This window comes from Pseudomonas sp. (assembly GCF_030696055.1).
Lineage (GTDB): Bacteria > Pseudomonadota > Gammaproteobacteria > Pseudomonadales > Pseudomonadaceae > Aquipseudomonas.
Window position 1 is genome coordinate 1 of sequence record NZ_JAUYNP010000210.1, and the last position, 3,263, is coordinate 3,263.

Here is a 3,263-nt window from a genome sequence, read left to right on the forward strand (position 1 = left end):
GCGGCCTGTTGGCAGTGATTGTGCGCATCGCCCGCGGCGCTCATTTATCTGCCAGCGACATTTACATACTTATCGCGACCTGCCCCGCAGCCCGTGGTTTGCCGCGTCGGAAACGGATGTAAGCATGTCGCCCATGGATAAGGTTAGTGTCGCGCCCGACTCCACACTCCAATCCAGCCGAAACATAAGGACATGAGCGAATTCCCCGTTCACCCGATGCACCCACGGCAGGTGCCGGACGGGGCAATGACGCCGCCTTGCGTAGCAACCGATTAGCCACTTTTGCGGCACTCGCGAAGCGAGTCGCCATGAGGAGTCACCGATGGACTGCACCCATACACCGCTGAGCACCCTGGGCCTGGGCGATCCGCTGGAACCCGCGCGCAAGGCCACCGCCGAGATGCTGCAGAGCCGCGAGCGCACCTACTCGCTGCCGCAGCCCTTCTATAGCGACGAGCGCCTGTTCGAGATCGACATGCAGGAGATCTTCCACAAGGAGTGGTTGATCGCCGGCATGACCTGCGAGATCCCGACCAAGGGCAACTATATGACCCTGCAGATCGGCAAGAACCCGATCATCGTCATCCGCGGCGCCGAGGGCGTGGTGCATGCCTTCCATAACGTCTGCCGGCATCGCGGTTCGCGCCTGTGCACCAGCGACAAGGGCAAGGTCGCCAAGCTGGTGTGCAACTACCACCAGTGGACCTACGAGCTGGACGGCCGCCTGCTGTTCGCCGGCACCGAGATGGGCGCCGACTTCGACATGAAGGACTACGGCTTGAAGCCGGTGCACTGCAAGACCGCCGGCGGCTACATCTTTTTATCCCTGGCCGAGAACCCGCCGGCCATCGACGACTTCCTCGCCACCCTGGCTCACTATATGGAGCCCTACGACATGGAGAACACCAAGGTGGCGGTGCAGACCACCTTGATGGAGAAGGCCAACTGGAAGCTGGTGCTGGAGAACAACCGCGAGTGCTACCACTGCAGCGGCTCGCACCCGGAATTGCTGAAGACCCTGCTGGAATGGGACGACGTCACCGACCCGCGCGCCGACCAGGCCTTCAAGGACCATGTGACCGCATCCGCCGCCGCCTGGGAGGCGGAGAAGATCCCCTACGCCCACGCCGGCTTCGGCCTGCGTAACCGCATCGTGCGCATGCCGCTGCTCAAGGGCACGGTGTCCATGACCATGGACGGCCAGCAGGGCTGCAAGAAGCTCATGGGCCGGATCAAGAACCCCGACCTCGGTTCGATGCGCATCCTGCACCTGCCGCACTCGTGGAACCACTGCATGGGCGACCACATCATCGTCTTCACCGTGTGGCCGATCAGCGCCCAGGAGACCATGGTCACCACCAAGTGGCTGGTGCACAAGGATGCGGTGGAAGGCGTCGACTACGACGTGGCGCGCCTGCGCGAAGTCTGGGACGCCACCAACGACCAGGATCGCCGCCTGGCCGAAGAGAACCAACGCGGCATCAACTCCACCGCCTACCAGCCCGGCCCCTACTCGAAGACCTACGAGTTCGGCGTGGTCAACTTCGTCGACTGGTACAGCGAGCGCCTGCTGAACAACCTCGGCGCGGCGCCGGCGCCCTACCTGCGCCAGGTCGGCGCGGAGTAAGGCCCATGTCCTGGGGGCTGGCGCTGCTGATCCTGCTGACGCTCTACGGCCTTAGCGCAGGCCGGCGCCCCAGCCCACCCGAGGACAACCCGACACACTGAGACCCACCTCGAGGGTCACCTTCGCCCCTGCCGGCTACCACCGGGCAGGGGCTTTTTTTGTCTATGCCCCAATTACGTGTTGCACGCAGCTTTCGTAGGGTGGGCCGCATGCCGCCATTGCCAAGCATCACGCCACTCGGGACGCGGCGTAACCCACCATCGGCGCAACGCGCTCCATTGCCTGGTGGGTTACGCGCCGCACCACTGTTGCGTATGGATTCTCGGTCGGTGTTCCGCGCCGCTAACCCACCCTACGAATCTCGATGTATCGCCAGACCTGCCCCAACAAGATCCATAAACTGCCCCCTCGCCCACTTACCGGCTTATCCAGCGACGACCTGGCTTTGACGCTTTCGGCAATACCCCGGTCGCTTTTGCACCGGGTCGCCCCGCCCCCCAGGGATATGCTCAATCCAAAGCGCCAACAGCGGGTTTGGCGTCACGAATCCAAGGGGACTGCCTGATGAGCCCAGCCGAATTGCACGCCGACAGCATAGTTATCGACGGCCTGATCATTGCCAAGTGGAACCGCGAACTCTTCGAGGACATGCGCAAGGGTGGCCTGACCGCCGCCAACTGCACAGTGTCGGTGTGGGAAGGCTTCCAGGCCACGGTGAACAACATCACCGCCAGCAACAAGCTGATCCGCGACAACAGCGACCTGGTGATCCCGGTGCGCAGCACCGCCGATATCCGCACCGCCAAGGAGCAGGGCAAGACCGGCATCCTCTACGGCTTCCAGAACGCCCATGCGTTCGAAGACCAGATCGGCTATGTCGAGGTGTTCAAGCAGCTCGGCGTGGGCATCGTGCAGCTGTGCTACAACACCCAGAACCTGGTCGGCACCGGCTGTTACGAGCGCGACGGCGGCCTGTCCGGCTTCGGCCTCGAGATAGTCGCCGAGATGAACCGCGTCGGGATCATGTGCGACCTGTCCCACGTCGGTGCCAAGACCTCCGAAGAGGTCATCCTCGAATCGAACAAGCCGGTGTGCTATTCGCACTGCCTGCCGTCCGGCCTGAAGGAACACCCGCGCAACAAGTCCGACGCCGAGCTGAAGTTTATCGCCGACCACGGCGGCTTCGTCGGCGTGACCATGTTCGCCCCCTTCCTGGCCAAGGGCATCGACTCGACCATCGACGACTACGCCGAGGCCATCGAGTACGTGATGAATATCGTCGGCGAAGACGCCATCGGCATCGGCACCGACTTCACCCAGGGCCATGGCCAGGACTTCTTCGAATACCTGACCCACGACAAGGGCTACGCCCGCCGCCTGACCAACTTCGGCAAGATCGTCAACCCGCTGGGCATCCGCACCGTCGGCGAATTCCCCAACCTGACCGAAACCCTGCTCAAACGCGGCCACTCCGAGCGCGTGGTGCGCAAGGTCATGGGCGAGAACTGGGTACGCGTTCTCAAGGACGTCTGGGGCGAGTAAGCCTTTTTAGCAGCCCCTCTCCCCCGCCCCCTCTCCCATGAATGGGAGAGGGGAGAAAGCCGCCAACATGCGCGGACAGCCCCCTCTCCCGCTT

Annotated in this window: 2 protein-coding genes; both read left to right on the forward strand. The window is 63.3% G+C overall.

Going from position 1 to position 3,263, the window contains the following annotated elements:
- The first annotated feature begins 322 nt into the window (after positions 1–322).
- A complete protein-coding gene (gbcA, locus tag Q8Q83_RS12015) occupies positions 323–1,627 on the forward strand; it encodes a glycine-betaine demethylase subunit GbcA (protein WP_305624008.1) in 1,305 nt (434 codons plus the stop codon).
- A 564-nt stretch (positions 1,628–2,191) separates the two neighbouring features.
- Positions 2,192–3,169, forward strand: a complete 978-nt coding sequence (locus Q8Q83_RS12020) for a dipeptidase (RefSeq protein ID WP_305624010.1) — start codon at positions 2,192–2,194, stop codon at positions 3,167–3,169.
- Positions 3,170–3,263: the final 94 nt, after the last annotated feature.

Excerpts from the sequence above, each read along its gene's own strand:
- Q8Q83_RS12020 (WP_305624010.1), top strand. The coding sequence starts at position 2,192 with ATGAGCCCAGCCGAATTGCACGCCGACAGCATAGTTATCGACGGCCTG.
- gbcA (WP_305624008.1), top strand. The coding sequence starts at position 323 with ATGGACTGCACCCATACACCGCTGAGCACCCTGGGCCTGGGCGATCCG.